This window comes from Dysgonomonas sp. Marseille-Q5470, from assembly GCF_951230145.1.
Classification (GTDB): Bacteria; Bacteroidota; Bacteroidia; order Bacteroidales; family Dysgonomonadaceae; genus Dysgonomonas.
Window position 1 is genome coordinate 342,332 of record NZ_CATNVE010000001.1, and the last position, 18,503, is coordinate 360,834.

Below are 18,503 nucleotides of genomic sequence, written 5' to 3' on the forward strand. Positions count from 1 at the left end.
ATTTCATTTCAGCTTCTGAATCCATTCTTCTTCATTAAATCCTACCAGAACAAAATCTTTTCCTACTACAATCGGACGTTTTACTACCATTCCGTCAGAAGATAGTATGTCTATTAATTCTTCTTGCGATGCTGATTTGACCTTATCTTTGAGATTATTCTCTTTATAGATTCTCCCCGAAGTATTAAAAAATCTGGAAATAGGAAGTCCGCTTTTCTTTATCCATTCAGACAATTCTGCCTTCGACGGGTTTTCTTTGGTAATGTCTCTGCTGTTTACTTCTACATTATTTTCTTTAAGCCATTTAGCGGCTTTTTGGCAAGTACTGCATTTAGGGTATTGTAAAAAGAGTGTTGTTGTCATTGTATATGTCATTTTATATTTGAACAATATACAAAAATAAAAGTTTACGGATGAATAACGTAGTTTAATTAGCTAAAGTTGACTTCTCACGTAATAATTTGTGTATTTTTGTACCTAAAATTAAAAATTACAGCATGATACAATCAATGACTGGTTTTGGCAAATCAACTGCTGAACTTCATAAAAGGAAAATTACTGTTGAAGTAAAATCCTTAAATAGTAAACAACTCGATTTATCGGTACGTTTACCAAATCTGTACAAGGAGCACGAAATGGAAATCCGCAATCTGCTATCTCGCCAATTAGAGCGAGGAAAGGTAGATTTTCTCATATATATAGAAAACATAGGCAGCGAAACTGCTACACAGATCAATCAAAGTATCATAGAAGGATATTATAATCAGATCAAAGAATCTTGCGAAAAGTTGGGGGTTGCTGTTCCTCAAGACTGGTTTCAAGTCTTGCTGCGTTTACCTGACGTTTTGAAGTATGAAGCACAGGAAGTAGACGAGGAAGAATGGCTTATGGTATCGAATGTTATCAGCGAAGCAATTGATCAGTTGCATGCATTCCGTAAGCAGGAAGGCGCAATGCTTCAGAAGCTATTCGAAGAAAAAATATCTAACATAAAAACCCTTCTGACCGATATAGAACCGTTCGAAGCAGAACGTGTAGACAAAATAAAAGGTCGTATCTCAGAAGCCCTACAAAAAATAGAGGATTTCGATTATGATAAAAATCGTTTCGAACAGGAGATGATTTATTATATCGAAAAGCTTGATATAAACGAAGAAAAGAATCGTTTGAACAACCACCTTAAATATTTTCTGGAAACAATGACATCAGGATCAGGACAAGGTAAAAAGCTTGGTTTTATAGCTCAGGAAATAGGACGTGAAGTAAATACGATGGGCTCAAAATCGAACCATGCCGAAATGCAGCAGGTTGTTGTGAAAATGAAAGATGAGCTCGAACAAATAAAAGAGCAGGTGTTGAACGTATTGTAAGGAATAAGCGATAGAATGGGCAAATTAATCATCTTTTCGGCTCCTTCGGGTGCAGGCAAATCAACTATTGTAAACTACTTGCTTTCGCAAAATTTAAACCTCCGGTTTTCGATCTCGGCCACAAGCCGTTTGCCTCGCGGAGAAGAAAAACATGGAGTAGAATATTACTTTCACACACCCGAAGAGTTTCGTCAGAAAATTGAGAATAACGAATTCCTTGAATACGAAGAAGTATACAAAGATAAATTCTATGGAACGCTAAAAGCCGAAGTACAAAGAATCTTTGATAATGGCGGCAATGTAATCTTCGATGTCGATGTGGTAGGAGGATGTAACATAAAAAAATACTACGGAGATAAGGCGCTCTCTATATTTGTAGAACCGCCATCCATCAGTGAATTACGCAACCGACTGATAAGCAGAGGAACCGATTCTCCCGAGATAATAGAGGCACGGGTAGCAAAAGCAGAATATGAAATAACCTTCGCTTCTCACTTTGATGTCATTATCAAGAATGACAATCTGGAAGAGGCAAAGGCAAAAGCATTACAAGTGGTAAAAGAATTTCTTGCAACATGAAGATAGGCATATTCTCCGGCTCATTCAACCCTATTCACGTAGGGCATCTTATTCTGGCAAACTACATTGTAGAATATACCGATATAGAAGAAGTCTGGCTGCTAGTAAGCCCTCTTAATCCTTTAAAATCGGAGGATGATCTCTCGGATAAATATGTACGCTTAGAAATGACGAAGCTGGCTTTAGAAGGATATCCCAAAATAAAGGCGAGTGACTTCGAGTTCGATCTGCCCAAACCATCATATACAATCAATACACTGGATGCTTTGAAAGTAAAGTATCCCGAGCATGACTTCACGCTCGTTATTGGAGCCGACAATTGGGCTATTTTCGAAAGCTGGCATGAAACGGATAAGATTCTGGAGAATTATAAGCTTAAGATATATCCTCGCTTAGGCTTCCGGATAAAAATACCCGATAGGCTAAAGCAAAAGGTAGAAGCCTTAGACTCGCCAATCATAGAAATATCATCGACCTTCATACGTGAGGGTATAGAAGTGGGTAAGAACATGCGTCCTTTTCTTACCGAAAACGTATATGACTATATTATAGAAAAAGGACTATATAAACACTATAAAAATGAGCTATAAGGAAGATTTATCGAAAGACTTACTGATTCGTCAACAACGCTTGCAAAGTACCATGCAGTCGATGAATATTGAAGGCTGTATATTGACTACTGCCGTAAATGTATTCTACATGACCGGAATGGTATATAATGGTTACTACTATTTACCGATAGAAGGACAACCGGTACATTTCGTAAAGCGCCCCGAAGATGTCAGTTTCGATAATACGATCTATATCCGCAAACCCGAACAGATAACTGATGAGCTAAAGAACCTCGGACGCTCTATTCCTCAATCTGTCTTGATTGAAACAGATGTGATTTCCTTCGGTGAATGCAGCCGTTTACTGAATACATTCAGTCTAAAGGAAGCTGCGAATGCATCTACCCTGATGCGTAAAGTACGCAGTGTAAAAACCGAATTCGAATTGGAGCAAGTAAGACTTTGCGCCCGTAAGCATGAAGCCGTTTATAAGATGATACCTTCTGTTTATAAAGACGGCATGACGGACATAGAGTTTCAGATAGAAATAGAACGTCTGATGCGCTTGCACGGATCATTAGGACTTTTCCGTAGCTACGGCGAAAACATGGATATCTACATGGGTAGCCTTCTTACAGGAGAAAATGCAGAAGCTCCATCCCCTTTCGACTTTGCTCTTGGCGGAGCCGGAACAAGCCCCATTTTACCTTTAGGTGCGTCGGGTCAAAAGATAAAGAAAGGGAATACCATTATGGTAGATATGGCCGGAAACTACACCCCATGGATGACAGACATGACCCGTGTGTTCTCTGTAGGTAAGACACTCGATCTGGCTTATCGTGCACATCAGGTCTCTATAGAAATCAGCAATAAGGTAATGGACATCGCAAAGCCCGGCGTAAGCTGTGCCGAGTTATACAATATTGCGATGGAAGCAGTGGTTAAGAACAATCTGGAACCTTACTTTATGGGAACAAAGCAACAAGCTAAATTTGTTGGTCACGGTGTAGGATTGGAGATCAATGAGCCTCCAGTACTAACCCCTCGTTCGAAAGAATTGCTGGAACCAAACATTGTTTTTGCCCTCGAACCTAAATTTGTGATCCCTGAAGTAGGAGCTGTAGGTATTGAAAACACATATTTGGTAACTCAAGATGGCCTTGAGAAGTTGACAATATTGGAAGAAGAAATTATAGAGCTTTAATCACGATTAGTATACGCCGACTTCTTCCTCCATTTAAAATATATATAGGGCTTAGAGCAAATGCTTTAAGCCCATTTTTATATCTCACACCTTCACTACTATCAGCTCACAGCTTTATGCTTACTCCTGCGTCGATCGTCATATACCGAAATAAATCCGAACATGCCGCAAGCAGAAGCGATTAGCAATATAGGAGCAAAAAACATGGCAGACTGCAAAGCATCTTTCCCTGCGGCAAAATAGACTACCAAAGCAACTATCGCAATCAGGGCATACATCACACCGAAAATAGCAAACATATTCCCGATGAAAGGGCTTGAGCTTTGCACTTTAGCCTTCTCATGCATTAATGCTCTTTCGGCTTCTATCTGATGCATGATCCTGTATTTAAGATTGTCGCTTGCTTTCATTCTGGTGCCCGAAAGAAGCTCTCTTATTTTATCATCCTGCATATTCATATCGTTGTATTTATATTTTTTATTATTATTCATCAATTCTATATTTTAATATCTCTAAGAGGTTTCGTACCGCATCATCTGTTCCAGAATATCTGCGAAACGCTTTCGTGCCCTATGCATCTTCACTTTCACATTTACATCCGTCAGCCCGGTTATTTGTGCTATTTCTTTCACCGAGTTATCTTCCAAATAGTATAATGTGAGCAAAAGCCCTTCATCTCTAGGCATCTTATCCATAGCCTCATTTACAATAGCCTTCCTCTCGTTATCCTCTACCTGAGACATTGTATCCCAATCCGAGAAAGAATTATCCAAATCAATCTGTTTATAATCAACAAACTCTGTATTGTAAACCGTATTACGGGTTTCTGTAATTGCCGTATTATAAACAATTCTGTAGAACCAAGTCGAAAACTTACTGTCAGCCCTAAATGTATGCAAATTATGAAAAGCCTTAACAAAAGCATTCTGCACAATATCTTCTGCATCCTGCCTGTTACCACATACTCGATAGGCTATAGTTATAGCCATATCCTGATATGTGTCTACAAAATACCCGAAGGCAGACGTATCTCCCTTCAGGACTTTGTGTATAAGTTGCTTTTCATCCATCCTTATTCAGCGTCTTCAAATTCTTTTTTGTCTTTCACCACCAAGTAAAACACAACGTAAGCAAGACCAAGGAACAACAGCACGCTACTGCTTATTACAAGATATTGAAAATCTAAAGAAAGAGCAAAGCTTGGTGCGATGAAAACCCCTAAAGCCAACCCGATAGCGATTCCGACACACAGAAAACCATTGCGAAGAGATCTGTATTTGTTCGGAGCTGTTTTTACTTCCGGTGGAGGTATAATCCCTTGTTTCGCCAATTCCATACGAACTTTCTTATCTGATGATAAAAGTTTTAAAAGAACCATTCCACCTAAAACGACCGGCAATCCTACTGCACATAAAATTGCAATTATTGGTACTAATTCACCCATGATATTTCTATTTTTTGTTGTTAATAATCTGTTTTCGAATATATGACTACACATAGTCTCATGTGGTTACAGATTTTATGTAATATTTTTCTGAAATCGTTATTTTAACCTTTATCTCTATATTTTCCTACACAAAAGGTGACAATAAAATAAATCACAAAAACGTATACAAACATCTGATAACAAAATACATAACGCCACATAAACAATAAAAAGGTGACAAAAGTGACACTTTTTGATATGTTTTGTACCTGTCACTTTCTACACACTAAAAAAGAGAATACAATATAAGACAATTTTATATTATTCTCTTTGTAGCTATTAAGCAAATACTAAAAGAAATTTAGAATTACTCCACCTAAAAATAAATAGCCGCAGGAGAAAACCTCCCACGGCTATATACTATATAATAAAAATCTATTAGTTCAGATTCAATTTTTTCGCAAGTGGAGCTGGAACAGCAGCCTTGTTAACCATTATATTTGTTGTTTTGTACTTCACAAATGTTTCTGAAGCATACCATATCCCTTTATATTTACCTGCTTCACCCCATGAGTTTTTCACAAGATAATATTTTGTACCATTCTGATCTTTTACAATCCCGAATATTTGCATACCATGATCGTCGGTCGTTTCTTGGCTATCAAATGCAGCCTGACGCATTTCTTGTGTAACCACCTTTTCTTTTACCGGACCTTGATCTACTTTTGCTTTCAAACGGGTAGTTTTTTCGCTTTTTGACAATCCTAACCAATGAGCCTGATCTGAACCAATGTTTTCAGGAGCCTCATCATCGGGGATAACAGCGATACCATTGCGGGTAAATCCAATTTCACTTACATCCGAAGCCCATGCCACAGTGTAACCGTTATTTATTGCATTGTCTATTACTTGTATCATTTCATCCATAGGTACATTATACGACAGAGCCCAGCGCCAGTTGTCAGGTATTTCTATAGCAAACGGAGCATAGAACGGATGATGTGTGAATGAAGTGATAGATACATAATTCTTGCTTGTAAGCCCTAAAGATTGAGCTAAAGACTGCGGAGTATATGTTTTGCCTTTGTATTGGAATTCTTTTGGCACAGCACCCAGATAAGCATCCAAAACACTGTTGAAACCAACACCCCATACCGGAGAAATCCGACTTGATTTCTTGTCGGCAATTCCTTTTACATAGCCACTCAATGCAGCTTCCAATTCACCATGATTATGAATAGTCTCACCATAGTTAAGACCGGCATACACTTCATTAGGAACTACGCCGTATTCATCTAAAGTTTCTACAACATCGGCAAATGCACCACCTTGTGCAAAGTTTAGATTACCTCCTACTCTTACATACTTATCCGCTTTATCGGCATAATTACGACGAACAATATACATCTCAGAAAGATCGTGATCTCCTTTGTTCATTTTAAGAAGCTCAGATTCAAGAAAAGCTACTCCCGAAAAACTCCAGCAAGTTCCGCTATTCCCTTGATTTTTGATCGATGTTATCGGGTTTTGTTTCACCACAGTGAACTGATACGCTGTGTTCTCTTCCTGAGCAAAAACAATCAGATTGATAAGCAGGAATAAAGGCAAAATAAGTAATTTTCTCATAACAAGTGAATGGATTAAAAATTTATTTAAAATTGAGCACATTATTGTTCTATTTCTCGAGGTACTTTATTCTCTCCTCTTTTCAGCTCGGGATAAGCAACACGTAAGTGACGCATGCTGACCAGCTTGTCGCAAAACACTTCTTTTACCTGTTCTATATCCTTAAAGGTAATCGGGGCATTCTTGAACAAACCATCGCTCAGCTGAGAATCTATAAGACGGTTTACCAATTCGGTAATAGCTTCTTTCGTATTCTCCTTAAGGCTTCTCGATGCAGCTTCCACCGTATCAGCCATCATAAGAATAGCGGTTTCACGTGTAAACGGATTTGGTCCAGGATAAGTAAAGTCTTCTTCATCAACGATTTCGTCAGGATGATTATTTACATACGAATTATAGAAGTATTTTGCTTTTCCTTTACCGTGGTGAGTTTCTATGAAATCTATTATCTGTTGCGGTAAGTTATTCTTTTTAGCTATTCTTACACCCTCGGCCACATGATCTATTATAATGCGGGCACTCTCTTTTTCTGTGAGTCCGGCATGTGGATCGATGCCTTCAACCTGATTCTCGGTAAAGAAAATCGGATTTACCATTTTACCGATATCATGATACAAGGCTCCTGTACGCACCAGCGTAGCATTAGCCCCGATACGATGCGCAGCGGCAACAACCAATGTAGATACCTGCATAGAATGTTGGAATGTACCGGGAGCAACTTCCGAAAGTTGCTGTAGAAGAGGTCTGTTTGTATTTGAGAGTTCTATCATACTCACCTCCGACATAAAGCCAAAGACTCTTTCGCAAACATAAACCAGCAGATAAGCGAAGGTGACAAATACAAAGTTGATACAGAAATAAATATACACCCTCGAATTTTCTTTTATCAATGCTATATCTCCTTCGGTACATAAAATCCAGCCCGTAAACGACACAATATATGTAACGAGTATCAGAAGGGCGCATACAACCAGCTGGGAACGCTCAGAAAGATTCCGCAAGCTAAAGATACACATATATCCCACCAACATCTGAACTGTGATAAACTGAGCCATCTGAGCCAGAGGAAACATAATGGCACATATCAGTATTGTAATGGTATGCGTGGTAATAGCTGTACGCGAGTCTATAAATGTACGTATGAGAATGGTAGGTATAGCAAAAGGAATGACATACATCAGAGTAAACATCTTCGAGTCGCCCATTATTCCCGTTATGACGGGGAAAATAACAACCATAAGCAACATAAAGATGACATTCTTTTTATTTCTGTACTCCTCAATACGATAGAAACGAAGATAAATCATCAGAGCCATTACAAAGAGGGTGATCATAACCAACTCTCCCATGATAAGCCATCCCGGTTTTGACTTTGTTCCTACCTTCCCTTCTGCTTCTTTAATATAAGAATCCAGAATATTTTTGAGGCGTGCATCTACGATCTCACCTCTATCTATAATCTTTTCGCCATATTGTACTTCTCCGTCATACAAAGAAACCTGTTGCAGCATATCATTCTTGATACCCAACGACATCCTCTCATCGTATATAATATTAGCTATCAGATAATTGTTGAGATTAAAAGTTTTGAGACGTCCTATATCAATATGGGCGGGAGCGTCATCAATGATCTTTTCGTAAGCCTGGCGTGGTGTATAAAACGATGCAATATGCCTGGTTGCAGCAATTTTGTTTGCTGTTTCGCTGCGAAGTATTAATTGCTTTTTATTCAGTTGCTGAATACGCTCATAATCTTCGGCAGAGATCACTCCGGCTTTGTATATTTCTGTAAATTTCCTGTTTATATAGGTTATATAATCCTCCGGAATACTTCTTGCCCTGGCATCCTGAACAACCTGAGATATTGCTTTTTTCTCGATTGTCGCATCTGCCAGATAATAGGGCTGATAAGTCTGCATGATGCTATCTTTCTCTTCTTGTATCTGTGCATCAGACTTATGTATATGAAACTTAAAGGGTGCTGTAAGCAAGCCGTATTGCCATGGCCGATTATCTTCATAACTGTATTTATATTTACCCTCGCGCGGTAAAAAATATACAATAATAATGATTGCAGCGATGAACAAGACAGATGTAGGTATCTTTATCTTGCTGATATAATAGTCGATTTTTGCCATAAAAACTATGGTTTAAATTACAAATCTACAAGATTATTTTTATTCTAAGAAAAGATACAGGCCAAAATCGAAGCCTCTAAAGATTGATTACCGCCATTACACGTTTCACAACCCCGGCATTGGAGCGTACATAATTACCGGCATGTAACCCGGCAGCATTCAGTGTTCCGTCATACTGAAGAAACTCATCCATCAAACCACGGAATGCCTGATAATCAGAAATTGAGTAACCTCCTCCACATTCTATCATTTGCTGAGCTTCACGAAACTTTTTAAAATTCGGGCCAAATATCACAGGTAAATCGTAAACCGCAGCTTCTAATATGTTATGTATACCAACACCAAACCCTCCTCCTACGTATGCTACTTGTCCGTAGCTATATATAGACGAAAGAAGTCCGAAATTGTCAATAATCAAACAGTCATAGTCTGCCATCATTCCGGGCGTTGCCTTCGAATAGCGGATATGAGGACGTTGCAGGTTGCTTTCGATGTACTTCAAGTGAGCTTCATCAATCTCGTGCGGAGCTATTATCAATTTAAGGTCTGTAGTCATATTAAAGTATGGGATCAGTATATCCTCATCCTTTGGCCAGGTACTTCCGGCAACAAATATCTTCTCATTCTCAGACTTGGCTTTCTTCTCGAAAGCCTCGGCTATAGGAAGTTGCTTGGCTTGTTTTTGAATATCCAATACTCTATCAAAACGGGTATCGCCACAAACTTCAACATTTGTGATACCTATATTTGATAACAGTTTCCGGGAGTTTTCATCCTGCACGCATATACATGTATATTTTTTCAGCAACTTGCGCATATCGCTTCCATACCAACGGAAAAATATCTGATTGGGACGAAAGATCGCTGAAACCATGTACACCGGAATATTCCTTTTATAAAGCTGATTTACAAAATTATACCAGAATTCATATTTTATAAATATCGCCATCTTTGGCTGAACAATCTTCAAGAAACGCTTTACATTCCGTTTCTTATCAAAAGGCAAATAGCAAACCACATCTGCCAGCGGATAATCTTTCCTTACTTCGTAGCCCGAAGGAGAAAAAAATGTAAGCAATATCTTATATTCAGGGTGTGTTCTTTTCAGCTCTTCCATAATCGGACGACCTTGTTCAAACTCGCCTAAAGAAGCTGCATGAAACCAAATATATTCAGCATTTGCATCTATGTTCTGCCTCAATATCCGATAAGTTTGCTTGTGCCCTACAATCATCTTTCTAGCTTTCTTGTGGAAAGGAGAAATAAGACGGACAATCAACGCATATAGATATATTGCAAAATTGTAAAAAAACAGCATCTTCTTGTTATTTAATATTTAAGATTGCCTTTTGAAGTCGGGCTATTGTTTCTTCTTTCCCAATAGTTGCCGTAATATCAAACATATGAGGGCCTTTCGACTCCCCTACAACAGCCAGACGGAATGCATTCATTATATTGCCGAGATGATAGCCTTTCGATTCAATCCAGCCTTTCACTATTTCTTCCTGATTGTGAGAAGAGAAGTCTTCAATTCCTTTCAGAACTTCTGCCAGCTCGCTCAATTGAGACGGCGACTCTTCTTTCCAACGTTTTTTCACAACCTTCTCATCATAAGCAGTTGGAGCCACAAAGAAGAAAGAAGCCTGATCCCACAATTCTTTTACGAAACTTACTCGTTCTTTTACCAGACCTACAACTGTTTCTATATATTGTAACGGGTATTCTATCCCTTTATCTTGCAATATAGGGTAAAAAATTGCGGCTATCTCGCTATTTGGTCTTAATTGGATATATTGGTGGTTGAACCATTTCCCTTTTTCATAATCAAATTTGGCTCCGCTCTTACTACATTTCTCCAATGCAAAAAGTTGAATAAGTTCTTCCATCGACATTATTTCCTGATCATTACCCGGATTCCATCCCAGAAGAGCAAGGAAATTGATTACAGCTTCGGGGAGGTACCCACTTTCACGGTAGCCTGACGAAATCTCACCACTCTGCGGGTCTTTCCATTCTAATGGAAAAACAGGAAAGCCTAGACGGTCGCCATCACGCTTGCTCAATTTTCCATTTCCTTCGGGCTTCAGCAAAAGCGGAAGGTGTGCAAATTGCGGCATAGAATCTTCCCAGCCAAAAGCCTTATACAATAATACATGCAAAGGAGCTGAAGGCAACCATTCTTCGCCACGGATAACGTGTGTTATCTCCATCAGGTGATCGTCTACGATATTCGCCAAATGATATGTAGGCAAATGATCTGCCGATTTATAAAGAACTTTATCATCGAGTACCGATGAGTTATATTTTACTTCTCCACGAATAACGTCATTCACCAATACTTCTTGCCCTGCTTCAATCTTGAATCGGACTACGTACTGATTACCGGCATCTATGAGTGACTGTACTTCTTCTTGAGAGAGGGTCAACGAGTTTCGCATCTCTCCCCGTGTAGAAGCATCGTACTGAAAGTTACTCACAGCTTCACGCTTAGCTGTCAGTTCTTCGGGAGTATCAAACGCAATATAAGCTGCTCCTTTTTGGATAAGTATATCTACATATTTTTTATAAATCTCTTTTCTCTCCGATTGCCGATATGGAGCATGAGTACCTCCAATATGTGTACCTTCATCAAACTTTAAGCCCAACCATGTGAGAGCTTCGATGATATATTCTTCTGCACCCGGCACAAAACGTTGCGAATCGGTATCTTCTATACGAAGGATAAAATCGCCGTTATTTTTTTTTGCAAAGAGATAATTATATAATGCCGTACGTACCCCGCCAATGTGAAGTGGTCCGGTTGGGCTCGGTGCAAAACGCACCCTAACTTTTTGAGACATACTTTATTTTTTTAAAGAGGCTACAAAATTATACAAAATATTGCAATATAGTAAGAATAGTGGCAGAAGAAATAAAAACAATGCCAGAGATGAAAATAAAAAAGCCGGAAATCTAATTTCCGGCGCTATATATTCACTAAATTACGATTATCTTTTTTGAATACGTCCTCTGCCTGAAGTGTTTGTTTGAATATCTTTATACTTAAGATTTACAATATCCACATTGGCATTTCCCGAGCTGACAACCGAAAGACTTTCAACCGATCCTGTCAAGACAACATTAGAGCCTCCGCTTACCGCCACACTTACAGCCCTCGCACTCTTTATATCCAAAGAGGAAGTACTTCCACCGGAGGAGGCAATATTTAACGTTTCTGACCTCACTTCATCTATATTATAACGGGAGCCACCCGAAACAGCAATACTAGATTTCTTCGATTCCAGTTTCTTTACATCGAAACTAGAGCCACCTGATGCTGCTATAGATATTCCCCTATTATTTTTGAGTTCGTCGGTAGAAAACTTTGATCCTCCCGAAAGTGCTATAGATTCTATATTGTTTGCCGTAAGATATACTTTCACTCTCTTATTGCTTTTACCTTTTCTATCAACTTTCAAAATACCTTTTTCTACATATACATCTATGGGCTCGGGGCTATCTATTTGCGCAGTATGGCTTTTCCCATAAGAGAAATAAACCTCAATACCCGACCTGACCTCAATACCGCTATAAGAACTCAGATTTATTTTTTCAACATGTGAGGTTTTAGACGATCCGCACGAGACAAACAATACGATGATACTTAATATAGAGATACCGATAAATTTCATAATATTCATTTCTAGTTTAGTTTTATTTTATTTTTACATCTGCATAATTGCTCGATACAGTAATGGTAGCTGTTGGTCTTTTAGTTCCTATCTGCCCTTTTTTAATAACTGTAGTCGAGGTTTCGGTTTGCTCAGTGTATTTCACCGTATATTTTTTCGACACAGTCATATCTCCTTGCACCAGTACAACATTAAATGAAGCTCCTACGTTATCGGGAACGCTTAATACCACATCAGAGTAATTACCTTTTACATTGATATTTGTATTTGGAGATATTGAATTAACCTTTACATCAGAATAGTTGCAAATTACATTCATTCTGGAGCGGAGATTATCAATCGATATGTCGGCATAATTAAATTTACCATCCATCTCTCCCAACGAGCCTATTTTAAAATCGCCCGAGGTAGAAGACAACTGAGCCGAAATAGCTTGCACATCATTCAATACAAAGTCACTATAAGCTCCCGACAAGTCTAATCTATTCGCCTTATCTATCTTTACTTTCGAATAAGAAGTCGACAAAACGGCATCCTGCAATTTGCTTATCGTCACTTTTCCATACTTATCCTTAATGGTTGGTCTGGCTCCCGAAAAGCTTTCTGCATCGAAGGTGCTATAAGACAAATTGGCTGAAAAAGGTGCATTAAACTCATTCATTTTTAATCTGCCATATTTTAGATCTACATTAAGTTTAACATTGCGTGGAATACTTATCACTAAGTCGATTTGATTTACACTGGAACCAAGACTAGCTATAGCCAACACTCCTTTATCCTCTGAAATTCTAACAGGATTTCTCTGATTAAGTTTGTTAAAATATTGAATCTCTAACTCTACATTCTTGGATCGGGATTCCCTTACAAATATATTTCCATATTTATGAGAGATATCGATTTCTGAAATGTTGGAGTACGTTTTAGTCTCAACTCGATCGGGAGTTTTGCCTTTCTGATTATTTGAAAAGACTTTCAAGTTATCATTATTGGATCTGGACTTCAGATTTTTACCCAATTCCGACAATCTTTCTTTATTCACTTTCAAGTTTTTCTCCAATTCCTTGAGGTTTTTGACACCGGATTTTTCAAAATCGTCCTTCCATGCCAACCACTGGGCAGTATCAAAGTTAAAGTCAAACTTATAATCAAAATTAAGGGCATCGAAGTCCAAATCCATATCCGGAATCTCTATGTTCGGAATTTCTATATTAAATCTTCCTTTACCATTAATAGAGTCTTGAGGCTGATCACCCTTTATCTTTTCCGATGCTCCTAATTGAATTAGAGCAAGGCTGCACAAACCGATAAACAATATATACTTTTTCATCCCTTAATTATATTAGCATTTGGTATATTTTCCTAATTTTTGATCTATATTCTCGAGTACATGGATATTCGTTCTATAATGTTTCACCAAAAAATGAATAGCCATATCCTTATCTTCATTTTTAGAGATTTCGTTGATAAAATTATTATTACCATCTATTATTTTCTGTATATCCTTGGTCAGTCGCGCCTGATTTTCGGTATCTGTATATGCGAGTTTACACATTATATCAGCAATCTTTGCTTCCATTTTCTGATTATAATAATCATTTGTTGTTTTAAATTCATCTGTTGCTCCAATGACCTCCGGTGCAGGAATATTCCCTCCCGTATTGTCAGGTGTAGAGAATCTAACAACAACGGCTATTAGTATGGCAATGGATGCCGCCACAGATATGGCACTTATAAACCGTACCCGTTTCACTCGTTTTTCGTTCTTCAAGCTTTCTTCATTCTTACTTTTCAATAGAGCTTCGAATCGCTCCATGTGTCCGAATGATGGTTCCTGATCGTCAAACAAATCTCTGTTTCTGTCTATTTTTTTTCTTATGTCATTCATACCTTCCCTCCTTTTTTAGACGAGTTCCAATAATTTTTGTTTTGCCCTCATATATTGTATACGCACCGTTCCGGGCGCTATATTCAGAATCTCACTAATCTCTTCGTGATCATACCCCTCTATAAGGTAAAGATTTACAATCAACCGGCTCGACTCCGGCAGCTTCGTTATTGCAGTTTTCACCTGCTCTACACGATCCAATATCTGCTCCCACTCTTCGCTATCATCCGAGTCTACTATATCATAGTTGATATTCTCGTTGAAATCGACAGTTTCCAAGTTTCTTTTCCTCAGCTTGTCAATAGATGTATTAATACCTATCCTTACAAGCCATGCCTCGAAAGGAACTGAATTTTTATAGTTGTCCAAACTCGAGAACGCTTTCAGAAAGCTCTCTTGCATTGCATCCTCTGCCTCGAGACTATCATACAGAACCCTATAGCATGCATTATAAACTCTCTTATAAAAAGTAGAGTAAATCTGCATCTGAGCCAAATGTTGACCCTTCCTACACTGATCTATAATATTAGAATCGAAGCTTATCATTTAATGTTTTAGGTTACCCTTCTAATAACATCTACGGATCGAAAATAGAAGTGTTACAAAAAAAAGAATTATTTTTCAAGAAAATGATAAATTTAAGAATTAAGCATTCAATAATAATTCAAATACCTCCGTACTTTTATTTTTTCTCATAATTAAAAAGGAATTGTTGCAGCATTACTCTTATTCATTTTTTTAAAACACAGAGTAAAAAAAGTAACACAGAGTTTTTCGCAATAAGAAAGCATCTCTCTATTTTTTACCAGTTACTTAATTAGAAAAGAGATAAATAAATTTCAGATAAAAACAGACTGCTTGTAACGCCCACCTGCTTGCCCTTAATCATTACTCCAACAGAAGCTTTAAGGTTTAGATAGTTGTAGGTCGGAAATCCATAAAAAATAATTAGCTTTGTGAGACTAATATTATAAAATAAAGAACGAATGAAGTCTCTAAGCTTATTTCTTTTGCTTGCAATAGGAGCTCTCACATTACCTGCACAGAATACAGTTAAAATGAGTGCAGTGAAAGGAAATGATTATGGTGTGGCGTACTCATTACCTAAAACCTCTGTTATAGTCACCGTAAACTATACAAAGACCACGAAAAAAGCCGGTGAATTCTATCAATATGCCGAGCGATACCTGAGCATAACCAATCCCATAACCGAAAATAGCGTAACCTATACTATCGACAATATAGATGCTACCACAAAAGGAATAGTAGATAAAGACAAGTCTTATCTGGTAGAATTTCGATCGAATACAACTGCACCTTTTGTCACACTGACAAAGGATGGTGTGATATGTGCGATCAACGATGACTATACTTTCCCCAAAGAAGAAGCAATACAAGCTCCGGCTAAAGTGAGTGAAACGACATTAAACCCACGCAGCTTCCTGTCCGAAGAGATTCTACGTGCAGGTTCTACAGCAAAACAAGCCGAACTGATCGCAAAACAAATCTATCGATTGCGCGAAAGCCGCACAAATATAATTACAGGCGAAGCAGACAATATGCCTCCTGATGGCAATGCTTACAAACTGGTAATGACTCAACTTGATGAACAAGAAAAGGCACTCACCGCAATGTTTGCAGGAACCGAATCGAAAGAAACAGGCACAAAAGAATTTACGATAATCCCTGATACGAAAAATATAGATAATCGAATCATTTTCAGATTTTCGTCTAAGCTTGGAGTCGTGGATGCCAACGATCTGGCAGGAGCACCTGTATATTTGTCTCTCAAAAACAAAGACCCGAGAGAAGAACAAATACTGACACCTAAAGAACAAAAAGAATTGGAGAAGAAATTCTCTGCCGGAATCATATACAATATCCCGAACAAGGCCAGCTTGCAAATAACATACAACAGCAAGGATTATGTAAAAAAAGAATGCGACATCGTTCAATATGGAATTCAGGATGTGCTGACACCGAAAATGTTTGATAACAATAAATTACCAATCAAAGTGATTTTCTATCCTGAGCTGGGAGCTGTAAAACAAATTATCCAGTAATATGGCTTGGGAGATTGAACGCAAGTTTTTGGTCAAAGGAAACTACAAAGAATATGCCTATACGCATGAAGAAATCGTGCAAGGATATCTTTCTTCGGTGAAGGAGCGCACGGTAAGGGTGCGGATAAAAGGAGAAAAAGCATATATCACGATCAAAGGGATAAGCAACGAATCAGGCATTTCCCGCTTTGAGTGGGAAAAAGAAATTTCGATAAACGATGCCCGGGAATTACTAAAATTGTGCGAACCGGGAATTATAGATAAAATCCGGTATTATATAAAGAGCGGCAAGCATACCTTCGAAGTAGACGAATTCAACGGTGAAAACCAAGGTCTTGTTATGGCCGAGATTGAGCTCTCTTCAGAAAACGAACAGTTTGAAAAGCCCGACTGGCTGGGAGAAGAAGTGACAGGCGATCTCCGCTATTATAATTCTTCTCTGACAAAACTTCCTTATTCTAAATGGCAATTATAAGCTTTTCTTCTTAAATTCGGATTATATTTAGTAACAGGAGGAGAAAATATGATAGATACAGAAGTAAAAGTTCACGATAATTTCGCCTTAGAATTCAAAATTGGTTTTATAACCGACCAACATCAAAAGGATATAAATGAGTTCAGGATCAATACGTGGATATTCCTCCCTAACAGCCTCGACATCAATCGGTCTACATATAAGAAAGATGACTTTTACAGAGATGTAAAAAATAACCTTCGCCTGATTACCCCCGTTTATTCTCTCGAAGAAATACTAAAGGCAGGACGTGGCCCTCTTCCCCGCTTACAGAAAGCATTGGATGATCTGGCTGTAGACCCAAATAATGAAGATCTCACAGAAAGTTTTTCTTACCAAATAAAAATGTTCGTCTGCATCGTAAAGAGTGCATTGAGACGACATGTACAGATTATCGGAAGTACAGCAACAGACGAAAAAATAGTTTCTCATGTAGAGGCTTATATTGCCAACGTGAAAGAAATAGCATTACAATACAGAGAAAAGTGGGAAGAACTTTCTAATCCCGAGATGACAAAGCAACAGCGGGAGTTGTTTCTATTCGGAGATGACTTTCTGGGTAATATCATAGAGCAATATGCCTTTCAGATTATGAAAATACTAAAAGGCAAACCGATATTCGAAACAATCAAAGAAAGGCTATACACCTTAATTGAAAGGGAAAAAGCCCATAAAAAGAAAAGAGGGTTTATGCTACTTGAGAAAGGGCAGGAAAAACACAATAGTTTGGTAATCACGCAACGGAATATTCTGAAAAAATTCGTTGAAAGTGACTTATTCTTACAGATTATCAGAAAAAAAGACGGACTTTTTGCCCAGCAGCTATACTACAGTGTTGCAGCGGGAATCGCTATGATATTTGCTACGATGGTATCTTTCTTCGCCACACTGCGTTTTGGAAATTTCACTACCGACCTTTTCGTAATCCTTGTCTTTAGTTATATGTTCAAAGATAGGATCAAAGATATGATGCGCTACTATTTTTCGTCTAAGCTGGGTAAAAAATACTTTGATTCTAAACTAAAGCTGAGTATACGTAAGCAAGAGATTGGCTGGATAAAGGAGGCATTCGATTTTATAGAGGAAAATAAACTGCCGGATGAAGTACGAAATATCAGGGCAAGAACGCCACTGGTAGAAGCTGAGAACCAGGTGTATGATGAAAAAATAATCTTATACCGAAAATGGGTAAACCTATCGAAGGATGAGATAGAAAAATACAAAGAATATCGTCTATCGGGAATTAATGATATTACGCGTTTCCACTTGATAAATTTCACTCATAAAATGGATAATCCATTTATCCCACTCTACTTATCAGATGCAGAGAAAGGATATGAAACGATAGAAGGAAATAAGGTATATTCATTGTACTTTATTATACAATGTAAATCCGACGAGGATGAATACTATAAAAAATACAGGGTATTATTTGACCGCAACGGAATAAATGATGTAAGTGAACTGAATTAATCC

19 protein-coding genes are annotated in these 18,503 nt (G+C 38.0%); 7 read left to right on the forward strand and 12 right to left on the reverse strand.

Going from position 1 to position 18,503, the window contains the following annotated elements; translation table 11 throughout:
• Positions 1 to 3: 3 nt before the first annotated feature.
• Positions 4 to 363, reverse strand: coding sequence for an arsenate reductase family protein (locus QOX35_RS01525; RefSeq protein ID WP_135105433.1), 360 nt, complete (start codon positions 361 to 363; stop codon positions 4 to 6).
• A gap of 134 nt (positions 364 to 497) precedes the next feature.
• Here QOX35_RS01525 and QOX35_RS01530 point away from each other — a divergent pair, with 134 nt between their 5' ends.
• The 4 genes from QOX35_RS01530 to QOX35_RS01545 are packed head-to-tail and all read left to right on the forward strand — an operon-like array spanning position 498 to position 3,704.
• Complete coding sequence (locus QOX35_RS01530) at positions 498 to 1,370, forward strand: YicC/YloC family endoribonuclease (RefSeq protein WP_135105432.1); 873 nt, start codon at positions 498 to 500, stop codon at positions 1,368 to 1,370.
• 15 nt (positions 1,371 to 1,385) lie between these two features.
• Positions 1,386 to 1,949 (forward strand): guanylate kinase, encoded by a 564-nt coding sequence (gene gmk, locus QOX35_RS01535; RefSeq protein WP_283685504.1) that lies wholly within the window; start codon positions 1,386 to 1,388, stop codon positions 1,947 to 1,949.
• Entirely contained in the window at positions 1,946 to 2,539 is a 594-nt protein-coding gene (gene nadD / locus QOX35_RS01540) for a nicotinate (nicotinamide) nucleotide adenylyltransferase (RefSeq protein ID WP_283685505.1), read from the forward strand. Before gmk ends, nadD begins: the two co-directional genes overlap by 4 nt.
• The gene (locus tag QOX35_RS01545) at positions 2,529 to 3,704 is read left to right on the forward strand and encodes a M24 family metallopeptidase (protein WP_283685506.1); all 1,176 of its coding nucleotides are present in this window, start codon (positions 2,529 to 2,531) and stop codon (positions 3,702 to 3,704) included. Before nadD ends, QOX35_RS01545 begins: the two co-directional genes overlap by 11 nt.
• A gap of 101 nt (positions 3,705 to 3,805) precedes the next feature.
• On the opposite strand, the gene QOX35_RS01550 is transcribed toward QOX35_RS01545, so the two are convergent.
• The 11 genes from QOX35_RS01550 to QOX35_RS01600 all read right to left on the reverse strand — a co-directional run bounded on the left by QOX35_RS01550 (position 3,806) and on the right by QOX35_RS01600 (position 14,996).
• Complete coding sequence (locus QOX35_RS01550) at positions 3,806 to 4,195, reverse strand: hypothetical protein (protein ID WP_283685507.1); 390 nt, start codon at positions 4,193 to 4,195, stop codon at positions 3,806 to 3,808.
• Between the two features lie 21 nt (positions 4,196 to 4,216).
• Positions 4,217 to 4,774, reverse strand: coding sequence for an RNA polymerase sigma factor (locus QOX35_RS01555; protein WP_135105427.1), 558 nt, complete (start codon positions 4,772 to 4,774; stop codon positions 4,217 to 4,219).
• Between the two features lie 2 nt (positions 4,775 to 4,776).
• Positions 4,777 to 5,148, reverse strand: a complete 372-nt coding sequence (locus QOX35_RS01560; protein WP_228093879.1) for a DUF6249 domain-containing protein — start codon at positions 5,146 to 5,148, stop codon at positions 4,777 to 4,779.
• Positions 5,149 to 5,568: 420 nt separating this feature from the next.
• On the reverse strand, positions 5,569 to 6,756 hold the full coding sequence (locus QOX35_RS01565) for a C1 family peptidase (RefSeq protein WP_283685508.1): 1,188 nt from the start codon (positions 6,754 to 6,756) through the stop codon (positions 5,569 to 5,571).
• A gap of 41 nt (positions 6,757 to 6,797) precedes the next feature.
• A complete protein-coding gene (locus QOX35_RS01570) occupies positions 6,798 to 8,894 on the reverse strand; it encodes an HD family phosphohydrolase (RefSeq protein WP_283685509.1) in 2,097 nt (698 codons plus the stop codon).
• 76 nt (positions 8,895 to 8,970) lie between these two features.
• The gene (locus QOX35_RS01575; protein ID WP_283685510.1) at positions 8,971 to 10,212 is read right to left on the reverse strand and encodes a 3-deoxy-D-manno-octulosonic acid transferase; all 1,242 of its coding nucleotides are present in this window, start codon (positions 10,210 to 10,212) and stop codon (positions 8,971 to 8,973) included.
• A gap of 7 nt (positions 10,213 to 10,219) precedes the next feature.
• Positions 10,220 to 11,734, reverse strand: coding sequence for a glutamate--tRNA ligase (gltX, locus tag QOX35_RS01580; protein WP_283685511.1), 1,515 nt, complete (start codon positions 11,732 to 11,734; stop codon positions 10,220 to 10,222).
• Between the two features lie 147 nt (positions 11,735 to 11,881).
• The gene (locus tag QOX35_RS01585; protein ID WP_283685512.1) at positions 11,882 to 12,574 is read right to left on the reverse strand and encodes a GIN domain-containing protein; all 693 of its coding nucleotides are present in this window, start codon (positions 12,572 to 12,574) and stop codon (positions 11,882 to 11,884) included.
• 13 nt (positions 12,575 to 12,587) lie between these two features.
• A complete protein-coding gene (locus QOX35_RS01590) occupies positions 12,588 to 13,892 on the reverse strand; it encodes a DUF4097 family beta strand repeat-containing protein (protein ID WP_283685513.1) in 1,305 nt (434 codons plus the stop codon).
• A gap of 12 nt (positions 13,893 to 13,904) precedes the next feature.
• Entirely contained in the window at positions 13,905 to 14,450 is a 546-nt protein-coding gene (locus QOX35_RS01595; RefSeq protein ID WP_135105419.1) for a hypothetical protein, read from the reverse strand.
• A gap of 15 nt (positions 14,451 to 14,465) precedes the next feature.
• Positions 14,466 to 14,996, reverse strand: coding sequence for an RNA polymerase sigma factor (locus tag QOX35_RS01600; RefSeq protein WP_006841683.1), 531 nt, complete (start codon positions 14,994 to 14,996; stop codon positions 14,466 to 14,468).
• Between the two features lie 440 nt (positions 14,997 to 15,436).
• Here QOX35_RS01600 and QOX35_RS01605 point away from each other — a divergent pair, with 440 nt between their 5' ends.
• The 3 genes from QOX35_RS01605 to QOX35_RS01615 are packed head-to-tail and all read left to right on the forward strand — an operon-like array spanning position 15,437 to position 18,500.
• Positions 15,437 to 16,513 carry a DUF4831 family protein gene (locus tag QOX35_RS01605; RefSeq protein WP_283685514.1) on the forward strand — a complete coding sequence of 359 codons (1,077 nt, stop codon included), beginning with the start codon at positions 15,437 to 15,439 and terminating at the stop codon, positions 16,511 to 16,513.
• Between the two features lies 1 nt (position 16,514).
• A complete protein-coding gene (locus tag QOX35_RS01610; RefSeq protein WP_283685515.1) occupies positions 16,515 to 16,988 on the forward strand; it encodes a CYTH domain-containing protein in 474 nt (157 codons plus the stop codon).
• Positions 16,989 to 17,036: 48 nt separating this feature from the next.
• Entirely contained in the window at positions 17,037 to 18,500 is a 1,464-nt protein-coding gene (locus tag QOX35_RS01615; protein WP_135105415.1) for a hypothetical protein, read from the forward strand.
• Positions 18,501 to 18,503 lie beyond the last annotated feature (3 nt).